The following is a 19,809-nucleotide window of genomic DNA, read 5'->3' on the forward strand; positions in this document are numbered from 1 at the left end:
CCCGCAGCCGTGCGCGGTCGAGCCGTTCCCCGCTCCACCACCAGATGGCGGTGGGCGAGAAGGCGCGCGGGGGCTCGGCGAGTACCGCCGCAATGCTCGGGGGAGTGGTGGGCGCGCCGGTTGTGTCATGAGATGCCCTCAGCCCTTGAGACCGCCCGCGAAGCCCTTGATCACATATCGCTGAAGGACCACGAACACCACCAGGATCGGCAGGGCGGCCAGCACCAGTCCGGCGAAGACGAGTCCGTAGTCGGAGACGTACTGGCCGACGAACGCGAACACACCGACGGGCACGGTCTCCTTGTCGGAACCGCCCAGGTACAGCAGCGGGGTGAAGAAGTCGTTCCAGATGAACACGGCGTTCAGGATGATCACGGTGCCGGTGATGGGGCGCAGCAGAGGGAAGACGATCCGGGTGAACGCCTGCCGGTGGTTGCAGCCGTCGATGAGCGCGGCCTGTGCGTAGTCCTGCGGCAGGGCCCGGATGAATCCGGTGTAGAGGAAGACGGTGAAGGGCAGTTGGATGCCCGTGTAGAAGAGCACCATGCCCTGGTAGGTGCCGAGCCAGCCCAGATCGTCGACGAGTTTGTAGAGCGGGATCATGCCGAGCTGGAAGGGCAGCACGATGCCCAGCAGGAACAGGATGTACAGGCCGTATCCGATGCCGCGGGCGCGGCGAGCGAGGTAGTAGGCCCCCGTGGAACCCAGGACGACGAGGATCAGCAGACTCACAGCGGTGATGACCGTGCTGTTGAGCAGGGCGGCCCCCAGCGACGCGGAGGACCAGGCATTGCCGAAGTTGGCGAAGGTGGGTGGGGAGGGCAGCGAGAGGGGCGAGACGGAGATCTGCTGCGGGTCCTTCATCGCCAGGGTGATCAGGGCGTACACCGGGAACAGGAACATGACGGCTACCGCGATCATGACAAGTTCGAGGGCGTACCGCCCGAACCGTGGTCTGCGGCCCCTGCGTCCGGATTTCTGCTTCGCGGGTCTGCGGGACGTTTCGGTGATCACGCGGTCACCTCCCTCGCGCGCAGATGGCGAAGCTGGACCAGGGAGACCGCGGCGACGAACAGCGCGAGGACGAGGGCGACGGCGGTGCTGTAGCCGAACTTCCCGTAGACGAAAGCTTCCTTGTACAGCACGGTCGACAAGGTTTCGCTGGAGGTGCCGGGTCCGCCGTTGGTGGCCGCGTAGACCTGGTCGAAGAGTTTGAGACCGCCGATGGTCGACAGCATGAGGTTGATCGTCAAGGCCGGGGCCAGCAGCGGCCAGGTGACATAGCGGAAGCGCTGCCAGGTGCCGGCGCCGTCGATTCTCGCGGCCTCGTGGAGCTCGGCGGGTACGCCCTGCAGGCCGGCGAGGAAGACGACCATCGAGTATCCGGCGTACTGCCATACGACCATCGCCGCGACGGACCACAGGGCGAGCGAGGGATCGCCGAGCCAGTCCTGACGCAGACCGCCGAGTCCGACCGCGCCGAGGACACCGTTGAGGCCTGCGCCGTTCTCGGGGTTGTAGACGTACTTCCACAGGATCGCGACCATGACGGGGCTGACGACGGCGGGCGCGAAGAAGATCAGCCGCAGCAGCGCGCGGGACTTGATGTCGGCGTGGACGCCGAGTGCGAGCAGCAGGCCGACGCCGTTCTGGACTACGACCACGGCGACGGTGAGCAGCAGTGTGTTGCTCACGGACTCCAGTGCCCGGCTGTCGTCGAGCAGGGCCCGGAAGTTGTCCAGGCCGGTGAAGGAGAAGCTGCCGATGCCGGACCAGTCGGTGAAGGCGTACATCACCCCGGCGAGGCTCGGGTACAGGACGACGACGCCGTAGACGACGAGCGCCGGAACCACGAAGAGCCACGGTGGGACCGTGTGATCGCGGTGCCGGGCCGGGCGGCCGGAGCCGGTCCGCGGCCCGCCTCCGGCCTTGCCGACCTGGCCGTAGGCGGCCTTCTCGGACGTGGTCGTCACGATTTCTTCCCGTAGGCCTTGTCCATCTGACTCAGGGCGCCGTCGACGTCCGTCTTTCCTGCGAGCAGGTTCTGTACGGCGGCGAAATGGGCGGGCTGCACCTCGGCGTTGGGCCAGCTCTGGTCCATGAAGGGGACGGCCCGGTTGTCGTCGATGATGGGCAGGAAGTCATTGAGGACGGGGTCGATCTCGGTGGACGCATCGCGCTTGAACGGAATCGCGGCAACGGACTGCGCCCAGCGGTCGACGTTCTCCTGCTTGCCGAGGAACTCGATGAACGCCTCTGCCCCCGCTGCCTTTCTGGACCGTGCGGAGACACCGAGGCCGACGACGATGCCTGCCGGGATCCACAGGTTCGAGGCGTCGTCACCGCCGGGGAACGGGAACATGCCGAGGTCGTCCGGTGTCCGGGTGGCCCGACGGAAGTTGGCGAGCACGGCGGAGACCTGGACGGCCATCGCCGCTTTACCACTAGCGACCATGGATGTCTGCTGCTCGTACGTCGTTCCGTTGGGGTTGTCGTTGAAGAACCCCCGGCGCTGCAACTCCTGGTACTTGCCCATCGCGCCGGCCCACCCGGAGCCGCGGAAGTGCGCCCGCCCGGCGGCCATCTCGGCGTCGAAACCGGGGTTCTTCGCGTAGACGGCGTTGGGGACCAGCGCGTAGGTGATCAGTTGGGTGACCCAGGCAGTCTGCGCGCCGAGCGCGATCGGAATCACGCCCTTGGCCTTCAATTTCGCGCAGACGTCAAGGAGTTCACTCCACGTCTTGGGTGGCTCGACGCCGGCCTCGGCGAAGGCCTTCTTGTTGTAGATGGCGCCGATGACGCTGCTTCCCGCCGAATACAGATACGTCTTGCCCTTGTACCGGTACGCAGGATGGAAGTTCGCCGGGACCTCCTTGGTCCACGCCTGGTCACTGAGGTCGGAGAGCAGCCCGGCCTTGGCCAGCTCGACCATGGACATGGCGCTTCCGCTGCCGGGATAGAGCACATGCACATCGGGGGCGTTGCCACCCGCGAGTTGGGTGCGCACCACTGTCTGCACCTGGTCCGTGGGTGCGAACGAGGTGGAGAAATCGTCGTCGGGGTGGGACTTGCGGTACAGCGCGACGAGTTCCTCGATCGGTTTCTGCTGGTCGGCGACGCCGACGATGCGCAACTTGCCGGAGCCGTTGCTCGAATCGGAGCAGGCGGTCAGTGCGGAGGGAAGGGCAGCGAGCGCCGCGACCCCACCGCCGATACGGAGAAATCCCCGGCGGCCGACCGTGCCCCGGCCCGGCCGGCTGTGAGAACCCGTCGTCATGGTGTGTCCTCCTCGTGCGAACGGGCGGACGATGGTTTCGCCGCCGGTCCTGATGTGCGTCGGCTCGGGGTGAGCGATGGCTCGGGCCGGTCCGCAGGAGATGTACCGGCGTGGCCGTCTGCCGGTGGGTGAGTCGCGGTGAAGCGGTAGACGCCGGAGGACACGCGGTAGAGAACGTGGTCGGAGGCGGTCGCGAGCAGCGTGATGTGACGGTCGTCGGCCCTTGGGACAACGCCCGATTCACGGATCGAGCGGGGGTCCGTGGTGGGCACGTACACATCGGCGGTGGAGCCGGGCGGCACCAGTACGTGCAGGGCGAGCAGGCCGCCGCGCCTCTCCCAGGTCACCTCGACGGTGCCGCGGACCGATTCGTGGCGGGCGCTCGCGTGGCGCAGGGCACCGGGGCGGGGCCGAATCCGCAGATGCCGGTATCCGGTGGAGTCCGGCGCCTGATCGAGGCCGGCGACACCGCGGTAGAGCCATTCGCCGATCGAGCCGAGCGCGTAGTGGTTGAAGGAGTTCATCGACGGTGCGCGGAACCCGGCATCGGGGGTCCACCCGTCCCAGCGCTCCCAGATCGTGGTGGCGCCGTGCCGCAGCGGAAACCGCCACGACGGCACTTCGTCACGGTTCAGGAGCGCATGGGCGAGGTCGGCGCGTCCATGGGTGTCGAGGACGGGCGCGGCGAGCGCGACCCCCAGGAATCCGGTCAGGAGGGCGGGTCCGGCCGACTCGACGAGTTCGGCGAGACGGTGTGCGGCGGCATCGGCGAGGTCCGCGGGCAGCAAATCGAAGGCGAGGGCGATGAGATAGCCGGTCTGGGTGTCTCCTGCGATACGTACGGCAGGAGGTGCGTCAGCATCCTCGACGGTGACGAAGTGCTCGGCGAACGTGCGGCGAATGTCGTCGGCCAGCCGGTGGTAGTGATCCGCGACGTCCTTCCGGCCCAGGGCATCGGCAGCCTTCGCGGTGAGGTGGGCACTGTGCGCGAAGCAGGCCGTGGCGATGACATCGCGCGGGGTGGGGGTGCCGGGGGCGAGCCAGTCGGAGAAGTGCGGACCCACCCGCCTGCGCCAGACCAGATCCGCGTTATGACGGTGAATCAGGTCTACCCACGCGCGCATTCCCTCCAGGGCCCGGGCGAGGAAGCGCGGGTCGTCATAGGTGCGGTAGAGGTGCCACGGGATGATCACACCCGCGTCGCCCCAGCCGGGCGCTCCTTCGGCGCAGACCCCCACGAGGCGTGGGGCGACATTGGTGAAACCGCCGTCGGGGGTGCGGGCGTCATCGATGTCGCGCAGCCACTTGGTGAAGAACGCGGCGACTTCCGCGTTGAGCGCGGCCGTGGGCAGGAAGACCTGCGCGTCGGCCAGCCAGCCGAGCCGTTCGTCCCGCTGCGGACAGTCCGTGGGCACACTGACGAAGTTCGAGCGCTGTCCCCACGCCACACAGTCGTGGAGCCGCCGGAGCTCGGCGTCCGAGCAGTCGAACTCCCCGGCCCACGGGGTGTCGCTGTGCAGTGCCACAGCCACGACATCGGACTCGGTCAGCTCCGCGATTCCACTGATCTGCGCGTAACGGAAGCCGTGATAGGTGAATCGCGGCTCGAACACGATGTCCGGGCGCCCGTCCCCGACGAGCACATCGGTCGCGGCGGCAGTCCGCAGATTGGCCGTGTACAGCTGGTGCGACTCGTCCAGCACCTCGGCATGGCGGATCACCACCCTTGCCCCGGCGGCGAGTTCATCGATCCGGAGCCGAACGCGACCGGCGAGGTTCTGGCCGAAGTCGACGATGTGGGTGTCCGGGGAGACGCGTCTGACCGAGCGCGGACGCAGTTCGGCCATCGCCCGCACGGGCTCGTCGACGGACGCCACGAGCAGATGATGGTCCCTCCCCGCGACCAGGGCCGGGGACCAGCCGGTGTCGTCGAAGCCCGGCAGATCCCAGCCGTCGGCCGAGTGCCGCAGGTCATGGCACTCGCCCATCAGCAGATCCGCGTGACGGACGACTCCCGTGCTGGTGCGCCACGTCTCGTCGGTGACGATCGCGGTACTGCGGCCATCCGGGCCGGTGAGGTGAAGTTCGGCCAGGAGCTGGGGGAACGAGCCGTAGTGTGCTCCGGCCCTGCGCGGCTCGAAGCCGACGAATCCGCTCCACCAGCCGTCGGCGACCGTCGCGGCAAGAACGTTCTCACCCTCACGCAGCAGCTCGGACACGTCATAGGTCTGGTACTGGATGCGGCAGTGGTAATCGGTCCAGCCGGGGGCGAGTTCGGCGTCGCCGACCCGTACGCCGTTGAGCCGGACCTCGTACAGGCCGCGCGCGCTGACAAGGAGCCGGGCGCGCGTGCCGGGCGAGCCGGTAAAGGTGCGTCGCAGGACGGGGCAAGGGGCGAGCCCGTGGTCGTCGAGGGCGAACTCGCCCTCGGTGGGTGCGTCCATGACGTCGACCGGATGCGGGTCGTGGGTGATCCACGATGCCCGCCACGCCCCGCTGTCGGTGAAGGCCGTCTCGAACCAGGACGTGGCCTCGGCGGGCACCGCCGTTCCGGCCGGCCATACGGAGACCCGCCAGTGACAGCGGGTACGGCCGGGGAGAGCGGGGCCGGCGTACTCCACGGCGGCCGCATGGGAATCCGACACCCGTCCTGTGTCCCACAGGAGTTGACCGTCCCTGTCCAGCTCCTCGGGGCGTTCGGCAACACGGACCCGGTAGGCCACCGGGTCGTCGCCGCGGCGGTCGGACGCCAGCCGCCAGGAGAGCCGGGGCGCGGGTTCGTCGATTCCCATCGGAGTGGTGCGGTGCTCGCATCGCAGGCCGTACGGCCGCAGCGTCCGGTCTTCGGGACGTCCGGCCGTTGATCCTTCGGCGGGGCGGTGGGCGGGCACATCCGCTGCCGAGGGACCGGACACGAGCACGTCCTTCCGTCGCACCGATTTTCCCGATGTGAAATCTAACGTTAATTCTGTGGCGTGGAGACTATGAGCCCCCCTGAGGGGTGTCAAGGGTGTTGCCGTCCCGTCCTCGGTCGCCTCGGGAAATGGTCGATGTCTCCCCAACTAACCGCCTGTGAACGGTATTGCGACCACCGGCGTGTGGTCTTGTGGCGTGTGATTCCCCTGTGATATTCAGCCTGTGATTACCACATGAGCGGACGTGAAATCACGCGTCGATCCCACCTCGTACCGCACGGGATCCCGCCCGACGAAGGGACGAGTTTCATGCAAATGAACAGTGGGTCAGGCGGCACCGGAGGATTCGGCAGACGGGCGATGCTCGGTGGGACGGTCGGGATGGCCCTTGCCGCGGCCGGTCTGTCGGCGGGCCACGCCTGGGGTGACGCCCCCTTCCACGACGATCCGTTCGCCCTGGGAGTCGCCTCCGGCGACCCATGGCCGGACGGATTCGTGCTGTGGACCCGCCTCGCGCCCCAGCCCCTCGCCCCCGACGGGGCCGGAGGAATGCCGCCGTACTCCGTCGACGTCCAGTGGGAGGTCGCCCGCGACGAACGCTTCCGATCCGTCGTACGCCGGGGACGGACCCGCGCAGTGCCCGAACTCGCCCACTCCGTCCATGTCGAGGTCTCCGGGCTGCAGCCGGGAAGGCACTACTACTACCGCTTCCGCGCCGGCGGTGTGCACAGCCCCGTCGGCCGCACCCGCACCGCACCCCCGCCGCACAGCCGCCCCAAGGAACTCGACTTCGCCTTCGTCTCCTGCCAGGCGTGGTTCGAAGGCTTCTACACCGCCTACCGGCACCTTGCCGAGGAGGACGTCGACCTGGTCCTGCACCTCGGCGACTACATCTACGAGAACGCCATCGACGCGATGGGCGGTGTACGCAACGTCCCCGTCGCCGCCGAACTGCGCCCCGAGCCGATGGACCTCGTCCAGTACCGCAACCGCCACGCCCTCCACCGCTTCGACCCCGACCTCATGGCCGCCCACCGGGTCCACCCGTTCGCCGTCGTCTGGGACGACCACGAGGTCGAGGACAACTGGGCGCGCGACAGGTCCAAGGCCGACACCGAACCCGACCAGGACCCGGCGGTCTTCCGGCAACGCGCGGCGGCGGCCTTCCAGGCGTACTACGAACATCTTCCGCTGAGGCTGCCGAACAAGCCGAACGGCTTCGAGGCCCGGATGTACCGCAGCCTGCGCTACGGGCGGATGGCCACGTTCCATATCCTCGACACGAGGCTCTTCCGCGATGACCAGCCCTGCGGCGACGGCACCAGGAGTGGCTGCGACGAACGGCTGACACCCGGCCGCACCATCCTCGGCCCGGAACAGGAGCAGTGGCTCTACCGCGGCCTCGGACGGTCGGACACGACGTGGAACCTGATCTCCCAGCAGATCCCCGTGACCCAGGTCGACACCGACCCGGGCCCCGGCCAGGCATTCGTGATGGACTTCTGGGACGGCTATGTGGACGCACGCCAAAGGTTGTTCAAGGAGATCACCGACCGCAGCGTGAGCAACCCCGTCGTGCTCACCGGTGACATGCACCGTCACCTCGCCGCCGATCTCAAGCAGAACTTCGACGACCCCGAATCGCCCACGCTCGGCGTCGAGTTCGTCGGTTCGTCCATCTCCACCACGAAGGACGGGATGGACCTGGACCCCTCCGGAGCCAGGCTGCTCGCGGCGAACGAGCACATCAAGTTCACCAACTTCCAGCGCGGATACGTACGTTGCTCGCTGACCAAGGAGAGCTGCCGCGCCGACTTCCGGGTCCTCCCGTACGTCACCACCCCCGGCGCCCCCGTCTCGACCCGCACCTCGCTCGTGACCGAGGCGGGCCGTCCCGGGATTCAGTCCGCCTGAGAAACATCGGCCGCCCCCTGCCGGGAGAGCGACAGGGGGCGGATCGTGCCGGGCGTGTCCCTCACCCGGCCCTCGCCCCGTCGCCGCCCATACGGACGGCGACGGGGAGACCAGGTCAGGGAGCGGTGCCCCAGGAGAGGGTGCCGCCCGCATAGACGGCGATCTTCGAAGCGTCTGCGTAGGCCGTGTTGGTTCCACGGCTGTAGTCGTCGGCCTCGTCGAAGTTGGACCAGTCGGTCTTGTTCAGCCGCAGCTGGATCTCCCCGGTGGAGGCTCCCGCGGCCAGGCTGCCGCTGCCGAAGCCGACCTCCAGGTAGTGGCTGGCACCCGCGGCCGAACCGCCCGAGGAGGACACTCCGCTGTTCACATGGGAGCAGCCGATGACCGCGTAGTCGCACGCGGTGGAGAACGTGCGCGCACCGGCCTCGGGTGTGAACCAGTACCGCACCTTCACCGTGGACAGATCCACCGCGGTGGATCCGGTGTTGACCAGTTGCAGACCCATCCGGATCTGGTTGTCGGTAGTGGAGGAATCGGTGTTCTTGTACTGGACCTTGAGGGCGCCGTTCCCGGTGCCGCCGCCCTGGTCGGTCGTGGCCGAGACCGCCGCGGAAGCCGCCGAGACATTGCCGGCAGCATCCCGCGCCCTGACCGTGTAGCTGTACGCGGTCGAGGCCGTCAGGCCCGTGTCCGTGTAGGAGGTCGAGGCGGAGGAACCCACCCGAACTCCCGCCCGGTACACGTCGTACGCGGTCACCGCGGTGTCGTCGGTCGACGCCGTCCATGACAGCGAGACGCTGCCACTGGTCTTCCCCGTGACCTTCAGACCCGTTGGCACGGTGGGCGCCTGGGTGTCGTCGTTCCCGCCGCCACTGCCGTCGAGCGGCGGGTAGGCGTTGCGTACCAGCTCCTGGAACTGCGCGGAGAACCAGTGACCCGCGAGCGGGGAGTTCGGCAGGGCGCCGGTCAGGTTGTTGCCGTTACGGCCGTTACCGGTGTACGTGGGGTCGCACATCCGGTCGAATCCCTTGCCCTCGTCGTTGTCGATGGGCCGGCTGTTGCCGTCCGACTCGCCCGGCGGCTTCGCCCAGACGTAGGCGTCGATACCGGGTTCGGGGGCACTGGTGGGCCGCTCACCGATGCCCGCACCGCTCTGGTTGCACCAGTTGCCCGCGTGGATGCGCCGGTCGACGCGGCCCCCGTTGACATAGTCGTCCACGCTGGTCAGCGGTCCTGCACCGGTGGGCCGGGCGGAACCGCCCCAACCGTTGCGGGCCGTGTCGATCAGCATGCCGATGTTCGAGGCAAAGCCCTGGCTGACCAGCTCCGTGCGCAGAGCCTGCGCGAAGGAGAGCTCATCGACATAGAAGTTCCAGTCGACCCACGTGGACTGACGTACCGTTGTGCCGTTCACGGTGTCGCTGACCTTGAAGTTCGGCTCCTTCAGGGCCGAGTAGTTGGCCGTGTTCACGATGAAGCCCTGGACATCGGCGACCGTGGCGCCCTCCGTCGTCGCGGCCTTCTTGAACTCCTGGGCCGCCGGGACGAAGTTGGAGTCCCAGCCCAGCCAGCCGTGGTGGGCCGCATCGATGTAGTTGTACACGTTGGGAATCGCACCGAGGGCGTGCAGGGCGTAGCCGACACCCTTCTCGTAGTTGCCGTTCGCCTTCATCGTCGCGCACGCCTCGGTGGATCCGGCCGAGCCGCCGGCGTTGGTGACCAGGTTCGGCAGCGAATCCGGCTCGATGACGGTGACGATGCGCAGACTCGCGTAGGCCGGGTCGGCAAGGATGCCGGCGATGGGGTCGATGTACTCGGTCTTGTACCGGTCGAGCTCGGTCGGGCCGAGCTCACCGTTGGACGCCAGCGCGGCGCAGTCCCGTCCCGGCAGGTCGTAGATGACCACCTGGAAGAGGTTCGCGCCCTGGTCCAGGGCGGTGTCGAGGTGCTCGCGCAGGCTCATCGCGTCGCCCGCGCCCTCGATGGCGGCTATGCGGTCCATCCAGACGAAGGAGGGCTCGTCGGCGATCGCACTGCCGCCCGGTTCGGCCGCCGCCTTGGCGGACCAGTCGGGGTTCACGTACGCGGTGGCGCCCGCGTACGGGTTGTCGACCCGGGCTGCGGCCGACGCCGGCGAGGGTATGGCCACCGCCAGCGCCGCGCCCAGCGCCAGGGCGGAGAGCGCGGCCATTGTGCGGCGTACTCCATGCAGGGTGGTGCCTCTGGTTCTCATTGGGGCTCCGTGCTCCTCTCGTACGCCTGCGGAGGTTCTCCGCAGACGGGTTCGTGGGGGTGTTGCTCAGGGGCGGCGGCCTGGTCATGGGAGCGCTCCCAAAGTGGCGCGATGATGCGCACCTGTCAAGAGTCGAATCACAACTGCTTTACGGGTTCGTGAACGTGACGCCCTGTCGAACGGTCGGCCCTCGGCACGCGATTGCTGGTGACACGAGGTGCGCCTGAGGCCGCAACCGTGTGTTGCGCCCGCGCGGGATTCCGTGCGCGTCATCGGACAGTGAGCGAACCCTTCATGCAAGGGTGAATGGTGCAGATGTATGGATACGTGCCGGCCTTGGCCGGTGCGGTGGAGATGACCGTTCGCCCTGCCGCGACATCGCCGGCGCCGAAAGCCTTGCTGCCGCTCGTTCCGGCGGCACCGATCAGAAGATCATCTTGCCGGGTTCCCGAATGCGGGCCGTCCAGGGCGCCCGAGACGTACCCGGTCCATCCCCTGGACGCCCCCGACCCCCGAGCCACAGGAGTTCTCCAATGCGCCTGCGCGCCGCTGTCGCCGCCGCTGCCCTGCTCGCTCTCACCGTCGCGGTGCCTGCCGCGGCCGACGAGTCCAATGCCCCGGTGCCGGACCGCGGGCTCCTCCTCACCGTCTCGGGCAGTGAGGACACCTGGATCCGCGGCGTCGCACTGTTCTGCCCGCCCGCCCCGGACGCCCATCACCCCCATGCGGCCGCCGCCTGCGCGGCGATCGACCGGGCGGAAGGCGACCTGGACGCCCTGCCCGGCAGCCCGCGCCTGTGCGTCGAGGGGTACGCCCCGGTGACGGCCACCGCCACCGGCACCTGGGACGGGCGCCCCGTCAGGTGGCAGCGGACGTTCCCGGACGCCTGCGTGATGGACGCGGTCACCGGACCTGTCTTCCGCTTCTGAGCCGGACCGGCCCGGGCCGGGTGACCCACCCGGCTCAGGACTCGCGCGTCGCGGCCATCCCCAGGGTGATCAGGCCGAGCACCACCCATCCGAACCAGAGCCAGCCGCTGCTCCCCAGCGCCACCGTGTAGCCGGTGACCGCCACCAGGGCCGCCACGGTGATCACTCCCATGGTCTTCGTGGATCCGGACATGCCCGCACCCTCCTCGTCGGCCACGCGGCCGTGGATGCCATCGTCACCCCGGAGGCATGCCCACCGCTACTGCCCGCGCGCCTGCAACGAGGCGAGATAGGCGTTGTACGCCTGCAGCTCCTGGTCCCCGTCCCGTTCGGCCGCCCGGTCGGAGCGCTTCGCCGTCCGCTGCTCGGAGCGGTACCACTGGAAGACCAGCGCGATCAGCACCAGCACCGACGGGATCTCGCTGAATGCCCAGGCGATACCGCCTGCCCAGTTCTGATCGCTCAGAGCGTCGATGCCGAGCGAGGCCGGCGGATTCTTGTACGTCTCCACCATCGGGGATGTCGCCATCATCAGCGCGATACCGAAGAACGCGTGGAACGGCATCCCCGCGAACAGCTCCAGCATCCGCATCACATAGCCGGGCCGGTGCGGCCCCGGGTCGACGCCCATGATCGGCCAGAAGAACACCAGACCGACCGCGAGGAAGTGCACCATCATCGCGATGTGCCCGGTCTTCGAACCCATCAGGAAGTCGAAGAGCGGGGTGAAGTACAGCGCGTACAAGCTGGCGATGAAGAGTGGAATCGTGAAGACCGGATGCGTGATGATCTTCATGTACCGGCTGTGCAGCAACATGAGCAGCAGCTCGCGCGGGCCGGTGCGGTCACGCCCCGCGACCGGGAGTGCACGCAGCGCCAGAGTCACCGGAGCGCCCAGCAGCAGCAGAATAGGCGACAGCATGCTGATCACCATGTGCTGCACCATGTGCACGCTGAACATGACCATGCCGTAGTCGTTCAGCTTGGTGCACATCACCAGGGCGATGGACAGCACACCGACGACGAAGAAGACGATCCGGCCGGCCGGCCAGCTGTCCCCGCGCCTGCGCAGCCGCAGCACGGCGTACCCGTACAGGCCGATGGCGAGCACGCAGCCGATGAGAAAGAACGGGTCCGCGGAGAATTGGAGCCCACGTCCCAGCGTGAACGGCGGCAGATCCATGTTCATGCCGTGCCCGCTGTGATCCATCTGTTCACTCCTGCTGGGGACGTCCCCGATTCGCGCCGGTTGTCCCGACCAGAGTAGAACTGCCCCCGGCCGCAGCTGCGGCCGGGGGCAGTTCGTCGGACAGGGGTGTCACTCAGAGCACGCACTCCGCCTCGGCGTACCGCTCGGCCGGGACCGTCTTGAGGGTCTCCACAGCCTCACTCAGCGGCACCATGGCGATGTCCGTGCCGCGCAGCGCCGTCATCATGCCGAACTCGCCACGGTGCGCGGCCTCCACCGCGTGCCAGCCGAAACGGGTGGCGAGAACACGGTCGTACGCGGTCGGGGTGCCGCCGCGCTGCACATGGCCGAGGATCACCGGGCGGGCCTCCTTGCCCAGGCGCTGCTCCAGCTCGATGGAGAGCCGCGTGGCCACGCCGGCGAACCGTTCGTGCCCGTAGATGTCCTTGGTGCCCTGCTCGAATTCCATGGAGCCGCCCGGGCGCGGCTTGGCGCCCTCGGCGACGACGACGATCGCGAACTTCTTGCCGGCCGAGAAGCGCTTGCCGACCAGCTCGGTCAGCTCGTCGATGTCGAAGGGGCGCTCCGGCACGACGATGGCGTGCGCACCGGCCGCCATGCCCGAGTGCAGGGCGATCCAGCCGGTGTGGCGGCCCATGACCTCGACGATCAGCACCCGCTGGTGGGATTCGGCGGTGGTCTTCAGCCGGTCGAGGGCCTCGGTGGCGACACCGACGGCGGTGTCGAAGCCGAAGGTCACATCGGTGGAGGCGATGTCGTTGTCGATCGTCTTCGGTACGCCGACGATCGGCAGACCCGCCTCGGAGAGCAGATTGGCCGCCTTGAGTGTGCCCTCGCCGCCGATGGGGATGATCGCGTCGAGACCGAGATCTGCGACATGGCCCCTGGCCTGTTCGACGCCACCGCGCAGATGGGCGGGCTGGACCCGGGAGGAGCCGAGGATGGTACCGCCGCGGGCGAGAATGCCGCCGACCGCGTCGAGGTCGAGCTTGCGGTAGTCACACTCGAGGAGACCCTTCCACCCATCGTGGAAGCCGATGACCTCGTCGCCGTGGTCGACCACCGCGCGATGGACGACGGAACGGATGACGGCGTTGAGGCCGGGGCAGTCGCCGCCGGAGGTGAGCACACCAATTCGCATTGCCCGGGAAACCTTTGCAACGTGGGCCGACGACCGGACCACGTCGTCCGGTTGGATCCCCGCCACCCTACCGGCGCAGGGTGGCGGGACCGAACCGGGCGTCCGCCTGCTGGACTCCGCTCAGTTGAGCGAATTACGCGTCATACGGGTCACGCGGGCTGGGTCGCCGAGGCGATGCGCTCGGCGCGCAGCGCCTCGTACCAGCGGTCGTCCGTCGGCGGCAGGGCGTTGACATCGAGTGCAAGCTTCAGCAGCAGATCCGCGATCAGCGGGTTGCGCGCCATCACGGGCCCGTGCATGTACGTACCGAAGACGGTGTCGTTGTACGCACCCTCGGTGCCGTCGCCGGTGCCGTTGCCGCCGCCGAACTGCACCCGGGCGAACGGCCGTGCCGTCGGGCCGAGATGGGTGATGCCCTGGTGGTTCTCGAAACCGGTCAGTGGCGGCAGGCCGAGGCGCGGGTCGATGTCGGCCAGTACGTCACCGACGCACCGGGCCCCCTCGCCGCGGGTGGAGACCACGTCGAGCAGCCCGAGGCCGGGCTCGCGCTCACCCAGGTCGTTGATGAACTCATGACCGAGGATCTGGTACCCGGCGCAGACCGAGAAGATGATCGCGCCGTTGGACGCGGCCCGGCTGAGCCCGCCGTCGCGGCGCAACCGCTCCGCGGCGAGGCGCTGCGGCCGGTCCTCACCGCCGCCGATCAGATAGATGTCGCCGGACGTCGGGACCGGCTGGTCGCTGCGGACGTCGACGCGCTGCACGTCGAGACCGCGCTGGCGGGCCCGGCGCTCCACCACGAGCGCATTGCCCTGGTCGCCGTAGGTGCTGAGGAGGTCGGGGTAGACCCAGACCAGACGCAGACCGTTGTTGCTCATGCTTCGTCCTCTCCGGAGGTGGCCGGGGCCGGGGTCAGTTGCCGACACGACGGCGCAGGTCCTGGAAGGCGGTGTAGTTGGCAATGACCTCGATACGGCCGGGCGGAGCCTGCTGCACGGCTTCGTCGAGGTTCTCGCAGACCCGGAAGTCGAGACCGGCGACTTCGAGGCGGACCGCGAGGTCCAGCTTGCGGTCGCCGAGCACGAAGATCGGGTGACCGGCGAGCTGGGTGTAGTCCACGTCCCACAGCCAGGAGGTGTCCGTGCCGTCCGCGCCACGGGCGTTGACGGAGAGGATCACCGGGGTGGGCGGCGGGTCGATCAGGGAAAACGTTTCGAGCCAGCCCGCAGGGTTCTTCGCCAGCAGCAGCCGCAGCTCACGGCCGAGGAAGCTGACCACGTCGTAGCGGCCCGCGACGGCCTGCACCTGGTACATGCGCTCCAGCGCGACCTGCGGCGGCACACCGAAGACGGCGGCCACGGCGGCGGAGCTGGTGGCGTTGGCCTTGTTGGCGCGGCCGGGGAGCTGGAGGTGGATCGGCCACGCCGAACCGTGCGGGTCCAGGACGTAGTCGCCGTGCAGCACCCAGCTGGGGGCGGGGCGGCGGAATCCGCACTCGCCGCAGAACCAGTCATCACCGGGACGCTGCATCACACCGCCGCAGGACGGGCAGGACCAGGCGTCGTCCTTCCACGCCTGGCCGGCCGCGACCCACACCACATTGGGGGAGGAGGACGCCGCCCAGACGATCAGCGGGTCGTCGGCGTTGGCGACGATCACGGCCTTCGAGCCGGACAGCCCCTCACGCCACTTCTCCGCGAGCATCCGGGTCTCCGCGGCGCGGTCCAGCTGGTCGCGGGAGAGGTTGAGCAGCGCGATCACCTTGGGCGTCGTGTCGCGAGCGACCCCGGCGAGGTATTTCTCGTCGACCTCTATCACGCCGTACTTCGCGTCCGAGCCGCCTGCCAGTGCCGAGGTGATGCCCGCCGGCATGTTCGCTCCGAGCGCGTTCGACACGACCGGGCCCGCAGCCCGCAGTGCCTCGGCGATGAGCCGGGTCGTCGTCGTCTTGCCGTTCGTCGCCGACACGAGGATCACATCCAGGTGCTGCGCCAGCCGCCCCAGCAGGTCGGGGTCGAGCTTGAGCGCCACCCGGCCGCCGATCACCGATCCGCTGCCGCGCCCCGCAGCGCGCGACACCGCTGCCGCGGCCTTACCCGCCGTCACGGCCAGCTTGGCCCGCGGCGACAGCGGCTCCGTGTTGCCTGCCATCGTCCTAGATCCTCCTTGCATCGGTCCGCGCCCAGCCTATCGATGTCCGGCGCGGCGACTGCACCGCGGCACCGCCGGGAAGGTGGAGGTCACGTGGAACGTACGATTGCCTCCATGCGAAACCGCCCGATCCCCGGCAGTTCCGGACTGATTCGTGCCATGAGTCTGCTCGGTGATCCGGTGCTGCACGGTGCCTGCGAACCCGTCACGGACTTCGGTCCCTCGCTCGCCCGCCTCGTCGAGGACATGTACGCCACCATGTACGCGGCCCAGGGGGTCGGACTCGCGGCCAATCAGGTCGGCGTTCCGCTGCGGGTGTTCGTCTACGACTGCCCGGACGACGACGACGTCCGTCACCTCGGGCATCTCGTCAACCCGGAGCTGGTCGAGGCGGACGGCATCACCGTACGCGGCCCGGAGGGCTGTCTTTCGCTGCCCGGCATCGAGGCCGGCACCCCGCGCTTCGACCGCGCCGTCGTCGAGGGCGTGAACGTGGCGGGCGAGCCGGTGCGGGTCACCGGGACCGGCTTCTTCGCCCGTTGCCTGCAGCACGAGTGCGACCACCTCGAAGGCACGGTGTACACGGACCGGCTGACCGGGCTGCGCCGGGCGAGAGCGCTGCGCGCGGCCCGCCGGGCGCCCTGGGCGCCGGGCGGCTGACCGCACAGACCCTCAGAATCCCGGGCCGCCGGGCCGGTCGCCCGCCTCGGCCAGCCTGCCCCACAGCAGATCCGCCAGGCTGCGTACCAACTGCTCGCGGGAGCAAGGGCGTTCTCCCAGCCACCAGTCGCCCGCGGCGTGCATCATGCCGACGATGCCGTGGCCCCAGATGCGGGCCATGGCCTCGCTGTCCGGGCCCAGATCCACCCGCTCGGCGATCACGAGGGCGAGCTCCTCGCCGAGCCGGCGCAGCAGCGGTGCGGAGTGCCTTCCGACATCGAAGCCCTGCTCGGTCGAGGGGGCCGCGTCGTCGGACGGGTGCATCAGGAAGCGGTAGACCTGCGGGCGGGCCTCGATCGCCGCGAGATAGGTGTCGAGCGTCGACTCCACGCGCCGACGGCGCTCGGCGGGTGCGTCGAGCGCGGCCCGCAGAGCGATGAGCAGGGCATCGGTGTGGCGCTTGGCGAGGGCGCGGTAGAGGCCGCCCTTGTCGCCGAAGTGCCGGTAGAGGATGGGCTTGGTGATTCCGGCCTCCGCCGCGATGGCGTTCATCGAGGCGCCCGGCCCGTCCCTGAGCACCACGCGGTCGGCGGCCTCGAGCAGCTCTCGGCGGCGGCTCTCGGCCGCTGTCCGCTGGCGCTCGGCCTGTCGTGTGGTCTCCATGTCGCCTCTCCCCACCCCTGGCCATGCAATTGCGTCCTGCCTGCGCAACGTAACACCCTGCCCTGCGGGGTGCGGATCGGCACCCGGGCGGTTGACAGAGGCTACTTGTCGGTAACAGACTGCGGTTACCGCAAGTAACGATTGGCTTTTCAGGGCAGTACGTGGAGGGGAACATGGCCGAGTTCACGCTCGAACTCAACGATGACCAGAAGCAGGTCCGTGACTGGCTTCACGGCTTCGCCGCGGATGTGATCCGGCCGGCGGCTTCGGAGTGGGACGAGCGTGAGGAGACGCCCTGGCCCGTCATCCAGGAGGCGGCCAAGGTCGGCATCTACTCCCTCGACTTCTATGCCCAGCAGTTCTTCGACCCGACGGGCCTCGGCATCCCGATGGCGATGGAGGAGCTCTTCTGGGGGGACGCGGGCATCGCCCTGTCGATCGTCGGTACGGGCCTGGCGGCCGTGGGCGTCCTCGCCAACGGCACCGAGGAGCAGATCGGCACCTGGATCCCGCAGATGTATGGCGACGCCGATGATGTAAAGGTCGCCGCCTTCTGCTCCTCCGAGCCGGACGCGGGTTCCGACGTCGCCTCGATGCGCACCCGTGCGGTCTACGACCAGGCCAAGGACGAGTGGGTGCTGAACGGAACCAAGACCTGGGCGACCAACGGTGGCATCGCAGGCGTCCATGTCGTCGTCGCCGTGGTCGACGCGGAGCTCGGCTCCAAGGGGCACGCCTCGTTCATCGTGCCGCCGAACACCCCCGGCCTCTCGCAGGGGCAGAAGTTCAAGAAGCACGGCATCCGTGCCTCGCACACTGCCGAGGTCGTCCTCGAGGACGTCCGTGTCCCCGGCCACTGCCTGCTCGGCGGCAAGGAGAAACTCGATCAGCGTCTGGCCCGGGCCCGCGAGCGCGCCTCGTCCGGTGGCGAGCGAGTGAAGAATGCCGCGATGGCCACCTTCGAGGCCTCCCGCCCCGCGGTCGGCGCCATGGCTGTCGGCACCGCCCGTGCCGCGTACGAGGTCGCGCTGGACTACGCGAAGACCCGCACCCAGTTCGGCCGGCCGATCATCGACAACCAGGGCATCGCCTTCCAGCTCGCCGACATGCGTACCCAGATCGACGCGGCCCGGCTGCTGGTCTGGCGCGCCTCCTGGATGGCGACCACCGGCAAGCAGTTCACCTCGGCCGAGGGTTCCATGTCCAAGCTGTACGCGAGCGAGACGGCGAAGAAGGTCACCGCGCAGGCCGTGCAGATCCTCGGCGGCAACGGCTTCACCCGTGAATACCCGGTGGAGCGGATGCACCGGGACGCGGCGATCTACACGATCTTCGAGGGCACGAGCGAGATCCAGCGCCTGGTGATCGCCCGCACCCTTTCGGGCATGCCGATCCGCTAGGGGGGCGGTGGTGTGCAAGGTTTCGCGCTCGTGCGGCCCGCGCCCCGGCGCCGGCTGTCCTCGATCGCCGGGCAGGCCGAACTTCCGGCCCGCCCGGCGATCGAGCGCAGAGCGGCCGTCCGGTGTCGAGGACGGAATCGGTCAGGCGGGCAGCTGGGACTCGATGGCTGCGATGAGCTCCGGGGCCTCCGGCTCCGTGCGCGGGCGCAGGCGCGCGACCGGCTCGCCCGCGGGCGAGATGAGGAACTTCTCGAAGTTCCACTGGACGTCACCGGCCTCGCCGTCCTCGTCCGCGAGTCCGGTCAGCGCGGCATAGAGGGGGTGGCGCCCTTCTCCGTTCACGTCGGTCTTCTCCAGCAGCGGGAAGCTGACACCGTACGTCGTCGAGCAGAAGGTCTGGATCTCCTCCGCGTTCCCCGGCTCCTGGCCGGCGAACTGGTTGCACGGCACGCCGAGCACGGTGAAGCCGCGGTTCGCGTACTCCTTCTGGAGTCGTTCCAGGCCCGCGTACTGCGGGGTGAGTCCGCACTTCGACGCGACGTTCACCAACAGGACCGCCCGGCCACGGTAATCGGCCAGGGAGGTGGGCTCGCCGGTGAGCGTGCGCAGGGGGATGTCGTGCAGCGTCATGAGGTTCTCCTTGTGAGGGTGACTTCCACAGCCATTGTCACGCCCGCAAGTTGATCGGCACGAACCCGATCGCCCGGATTCAGCCGAGGGTGTTGCCTACAGGGACGTCGATGGACTCGCCGCCCCATCCGATGTTCCCTGCGCGGAGCCGACCGCCTTGTAGTAGAGGGTCGTCGGTTTCAGGATGCCTGTCGGGTCGCAGGCGTAGTCCGGAATCGATCCGCACTCCGCCCAGCCCGCCGAACGGTAGAGCCGTTCGGCAGGACTGCCGCTCTCGGTGTCCAGCACCAGCAGTGTCACTCCCGCATCGGCGGCCGACCGCTCGGCGGCGGCGAGCAGCGACCTGCCGAGACCCCGGCCGCGGGCCGACGGACGGACCATCAGCTTGGCCACCTCCGCACGGTGGCGGGCGTTCGGCAGCGGAGCCCGGACCAGGCCGATGGTCCCGGCCAGCCGTTCCGCGTCCCGGGCGATCCAGACCTGAAGGTGTCCCGCATCGACGGCCTCGGCCCTCTCCCGCCACCAGGCGGCGGCCACGTCACGGTCCAGCGGTGCGAGAAATCCCACCGACGATCCGTCGTTCACGGTCTCCACCAGGAGCGCGGCCAACTCATCGGCGTAGGTGACCAGTTCGGGTCCGGAGACCGGGACGATCTCGGTCATGAGGCGGGTCCTTTCACGGCTTC

General features: G+C 68.9%; 17 protein-coding genes. 4 read left to right on the plus strand and 13 right to left on the minus strand.

Going from position 1 to position 19,809, the window contains the following annotated elements; translation table 11 throughout:
• Window positions 1–138: 138 nt before the first annotated feature.
• The 4 genes from GA0115254_RS01335 to GA0115254_RS01350 are packed head-to-tail and all read right to left on the minus strand — an operon-like array spanning window position 139 to window position 6,192.
• Entirely contained in the window at window positions 139–1,014 is an 876-nt protein-coding gene (locus GA0115254_RS01335; protein WP_256102337.1) for a carbohydrate ABC transporter permease, read from the minus strand.
• Window positions 1,011–1,973, minus strand: coding sequence for a carbohydrate ABC transporter permease (locus GA0115254_RS01340; RefSeq protein ID WP_256102338.1), 963 nt, complete (start codon window positions 1,971–1,973; stop codon window positions 1,011–1,013). The genes GA0115254_RS01335 and GA0115254_RS01340 overlap by 4 nt, the downstream gene beginning before the upstream one ends.
• The gene (locus GA0115254_RS01345; protein ID WP_093893401.1) at window positions 1,970–3,277 is read right to left on the minus strand and encodes an extracellular solute-binding protein; all 1,308 of its coding nucleotides are present in this window, start codon (window positions 3,275–3,277) and stop codon (window positions 1,970–1,972) included. Before GA0115254_RS01345 ends, GA0115254_RS01340 begins: the two co-directional genes overlap by 4 nt.
• Window positions 3,274–6,192, minus strand: a complete 2,919-nt coding sequence (locus GA0115254_RS01350) for an alpha-L-rhamnosidase (RefSeq protein ID WP_218105497.1) — start codon at window positions 6,190–6,192, stop codon at window positions 3,274–3,276. Before GA0115254_RS01350 ends, GA0115254_RS01345 begins: the two co-directional genes overlap by 4 nt.
• A 315-nt stretch (window positions 6,193–6,507) precedes the next feature.
• Between GA0115254_RS01350 and GA0115254_RS01355 the strand changes: the two genes are divergently transcribed.
• The gene (locus GA0115254_RS01355; RefSeq protein WP_256102339.1) at window positions 6,508–8,106 is read left to right on the plus strand and encodes an alkaline phosphatase D family protein; all 1,599 of its coding nucleotides are present in this window, start codon (window positions 6,508–6,510) and stop codon (window positions 8,104–8,106) included.
• A gap of 115 nt (window positions 8,107–8,221) precedes the next feature.
• Here GA0115254_RS01355 and GA0115254_RS01360 read toward each other — a convergent pair whose 3' ends face one another.
• Window positions 8,222–10,339 carry a glycoside hydrolase family 6 protein gene (locus GA0115254_RS01360; RefSeq protein ID WP_093893403.1) on the minus strand — a complete coding sequence of 706 codons (2,118 nt, stop codon included), beginning with the start codon at window positions 10,337–10,339 and terminating at the stop codon, window positions 8,222–8,224.
• Between the two features lie 533 nt (window positions 10,340–10,872).
• On the opposite strand from GA0115254_RS01360, the gene GA0115254_RS01365 reads away from it, so the two are divergent.
• Entirely contained in the window at window positions 10,873–11,268 is a 396-nt protein-coding gene (locus GA0115254_RS01365; RefSeq protein WP_093893404.1) for an SSI family serine proteinase inhibitor, read from the plus strand.
• Window positions 11,269–11,302: 34 nt separating this feature from the next.
• On the opposite strand, the gene GA0115254_RS01370 is transcribed toward GA0115254_RS01365, so the two are convergent.
• The 5 genes from GA0115254_RS01370 to GA0115254_RS01390 all read right to left on the minus strand — a co-directional run bounded on the left by GA0115254_RS01370 (window position 11,303) and on the right by GA0115254_RS01390 (window position 15,770).
• Window positions 11,303–11,461, minus strand: coding sequence for a hypothetical protein (locus GA0115254_RS01370; protein ID WP_107451288.1), 159 nt, complete (start codon window positions 11,459–11,461; stop codon window positions 11,303–11,305).
• Window positions 11,462–11,527: 66 nt separating this feature from the next.
• Window positions 11,528–12,478 carry a cytochrome c oxidase assembly protein gene (locus tag GA0115254_RS01375; RefSeq protein WP_093893406.1) on the minus strand — a complete coding sequence of 317 codons (951 nt, stop codon included), beginning with the start codon at window positions 12,476–12,478 and terminating at the stop codon, window positions 11,528–11,530.
• Between the two features lie 112 nt (window positions 12,479–12,590).
• The gene (locus tag GA0115254_RS01380) at window positions 12,591–13,619 is read right to left on the minus strand and encodes a 6-phosphofructokinase (protein ID WP_093893407.1); all 1,029 of its coding nucleotides are present in this window, start codon (window positions 13,617–13,619) and stop codon (window positions 12,591–12,593) included.
• 149 nt (window positions 13,620–13,768) lie between these two features.
• Window positions 13,769–14,497: a type 1 glutamine amidotransferase gene (locus GA0115254_RS01385; RefSeq protein WP_093893408.1), complete on the minus strand. Its 729-nt coding sequence runs from the start codon at window positions 14,495–14,497 to the stop codon at window positions 13,769–13,771.
• A gap of 34 nt (window positions 14,498–14,531) precedes the next feature.
• Window positions 14,532–15,770 (minus strand): Mur ligase family protein, encoded by a 1,239-nt coding sequence (locus GA0115254_RS01390; protein ID WP_093893409.1) that lies wholly within the window; start codon window positions 15,768–15,770, stop codon window positions 14,532–14,534.
• Between the two features lie 114 nt (window positions 15,771–15,884).
• Between GA0115254_RS01390 and def the strand changes: the two genes are divergently transcribed.
• Window positions 15,885–16,430, plus strand: a complete 546-nt coding sequence (gene def / locus GA0115254_RS01395) for a peptide deformylase (protein ID WP_093893446.1) — start codon at window positions 15,885–15,887, stop codon at window positions 16,428–16,430.
• Between the two features lie 12 nt (window positions 16,431–16,442).
• On the opposite strand, the gene GA0115254_RS01400 is transcribed toward def, so the two are convergent.
• Entirely contained in the window at window positions 16,443–17,093 is a 651-nt protein-coding gene (locus GA0115254_RS01400) for a TetR/AcrR family transcriptional regulator (protein WP_093893410.1), read from the minus strand.
• Window positions 17,094–17,266: 173 nt separating this feature from the next.
• Here GA0115254_RS01400 and GA0115254_RS01405 point away from each other — a divergent pair, with 173 nt between their 5' ends.
• A complete protein-coding gene (locus GA0115254_RS01405; protein ID WP_093893411.1) occupies window positions 17,267–18,493 on the plus strand; it encodes an acyl-CoA dehydrogenase family protein in 1,227 nt (408 codons plus the stop codon).
• A gap of 141 nt (window positions 18,494–18,634) precedes the next feature.
• On the opposite strand, the gene GA0115254_RS01410 is transcribed toward GA0115254_RS01405, so the two are convergent.
• Window positions 18,635–19,123 carry a glutathione peroxidase gene (locus GA0115254_RS01410; RefSeq protein ID WP_093893412.1) on the minus strand — a complete coding sequence of 163 codons (489 nt, stop codon included), beginning with the start codon at window positions 19,121–19,123 and terminating at the stop codon, window positions 18,635–18,637.
• A gap of 96 nt (window positions 19,124–19,219) precedes the next feature.
• Window positions 19,220–19,786 (minus strand): GNAT family N-acetyltransferase, encoded by a 567-nt coding sequence (locus GA0115254_RS01415; RefSeq protein ID WP_093893413.1) that lies wholly within the window; start codon window positions 19,784–19,786, stop codon window positions 19,220–19,222.
• Window positions 19,787–19,809 lie beyond the last annotated feature (23 nt).

The organism is Streptomyces sp. Ncost-T10-10d, from assembly GCF_900091955.1.
In the GTDB taxonomy this organism is placed as follows: Bacteria; Actinomycetota; Actinomycetes; order Streptomycetales; family Streptomycetaceae; genus Streptomyces.